The organism is Streptomyces sp. NPDC003011, from assembly GCF_053591515.1.
In genome coordinates, this window is the sequence record NZ_JBSFTY010000194.1 from 1 (window position 1) to 1529 (window position 1529).

General features: G+C 69.3%; 2 protein-coding genes and 1 pseudogene. 2 read left to right on the plus strand and 1 reads right to left on the minus strand.

Features of this window, described 5'->3' with window-relative positions; all coding sequences use genetic code 11:
* Nucleotides 1–381, plus strand: a 381-nt coding sequence (locus ACWD0J_RS41245) for a DNA-directed RNA polymerase subunit alpha C-terminal domain-containing protein (RefSeq protein ID WP_451501000.1), incomplete at its 5' end; no start/stop codon positions are given.
* Nucleotides 382–887: 506 nt separating this feature from the next.
* The gene (locus tag ACWD0J_RS41250) at nucleotides 888–1238 is read left to right on the plus strand and encodes an STAS domain-containing protein (RefSeq protein WP_451501001.1); all 351 of its coding nucleotides are present in this window, start codon (nucleotides 888–890) and stop codon (nucleotides 1236–1238) included.
* An 82-nt stretch (nucleotides 1239–1320) separates the two neighbouring features.
* Here the strand turns inward: ACWD0J_RS41250 and ACWD0J_RS41255 are convergent.
* Nucleotides 1321–1529: pseudogene (locus ACWD0J_RS41255) on the minus strand (MerR family transcriptional regulator); the annotation flags it as partial.

Genomic DNA, 1529 nt, shown 5'->3' on the forward strand with positions numbered 1-1529 from the left:
CTGGTCGAGCTGTTCGGTCTGGCGCGCGAGCTCAACATCGACGCCGAGGGCATCGACATGGGCCCGTCCCCCACGGACGCCGCCCTCGCCGCCGACCTGGTCCTGCCGATCGAGGACCTCGACCTCACCGTCCGGTCGTACAACTGCCTCAAGCGCGAGGGCGTCCACTCCGTGGGTGAGCTCGTGGCCCGTTCGGAGGCCGACCTGCTGGACATCCGCAACTTCGGTGCGAAGTCCATCGACGAGGTCAAGGCGAAGCTGGCCGGCATGGGCCTGGCCCTCAAGGACAGCCCGCCCGGATTCGACCCGTCCGCCGCGGCGGACGCACTCGGTGCGAACGACGACACGGACGCCGGTTTCGTGGAGACCGAGCAGTACTGAACACCGCGCTGCGCCGGTCATGTCGAAGCCGACGGAGCGCGTCTTTGCAGGCGTCACGGCTGCGGCAGGACCGGAGATGACAGTCTCGTAGCGGGCGCGGGCCGGCCGGCCCGGGGCTCGTGAAGCGTGTGCCGTATCCGGACAGCAGTCAGTACGCCGACAACAGATTGCGGTCAGCAGATTGCGGTCAGCAGACACTCACGCCCGGCGGCTTCGTGGGACGCGGAGCCGCCGGGCGTGGAGTCATTTCTGGAGTCATTTCTGTCTGACGTCGGTGCGGTGAACGTCTTCGGCCGGCAGCCGGCCGGCGGTCAGGAAGCCGACGGTCCTCGAACTCACGGCCGACGGATCATGGGTCCTGCCGGAGGCGCGAGCCTCCGCCTCCCCTCCGGGGGGAGCGTCAGGTCCGCTTCGCCGGACGGGGGCATGTCCGCCACCGCATCGTGGCAGGCTGTCTGTGGGTCTCTGCCCGGAGCAAGGGAGCAGCGAGTGCAGGCGAGGAGCTCGTGACGGACGACCGCGCCGCAGCACGGCGCGACCAGCCGGTGGGTGACGGCATTGAGATCGTCACCTTGAGCGGCCAGATCGACTACAGCATCCGCGACCACCTGCACTATGCGCTGCTCCCGCCCGACGGTGCCCGCCCGCCGCGGACCGTCGTCGACCTCAGCGGCGTCACCTTCATCGACTCCACCGGTATCAACGCCCTCATCGCCGCACACCGTGCCGCCACCACCGCCCACGGCTGGCTGCGCCTGGCCGCTCCCCAGGAACCCGTGCTGCATCTCCTTCGACTTCTCGGTGTCGACTTGGTTATCCCCTGCTACCCCGCCCTACGCCAAGCCCTCAGCGCCTGAAGCGTCCGCATCGGCTCAAGCGCCTGCATCGCCTGCATCGCCTGCATCGCCTGAAGTAAGGGAAGGCGCGATCTCAGCCGTCTCAGGCCGCGGCCGACGGGTTCGCTGATTCGGCGGCGCGGCGGTATTCGGCGTTGAGGCGCTGGGCTTCTTCGAGCTGGTCTTCGAGGATGATGATCCGGCAGGCGGCCTCGATGGGGGTGCCGTGGTCGACGAGTTCCCGGGCGCGGGCGGCGATGCGCAGCTGGTAGCGGGAGTAGCGGCGGTGGCCGCCCTTGGATCGGAGCGGGG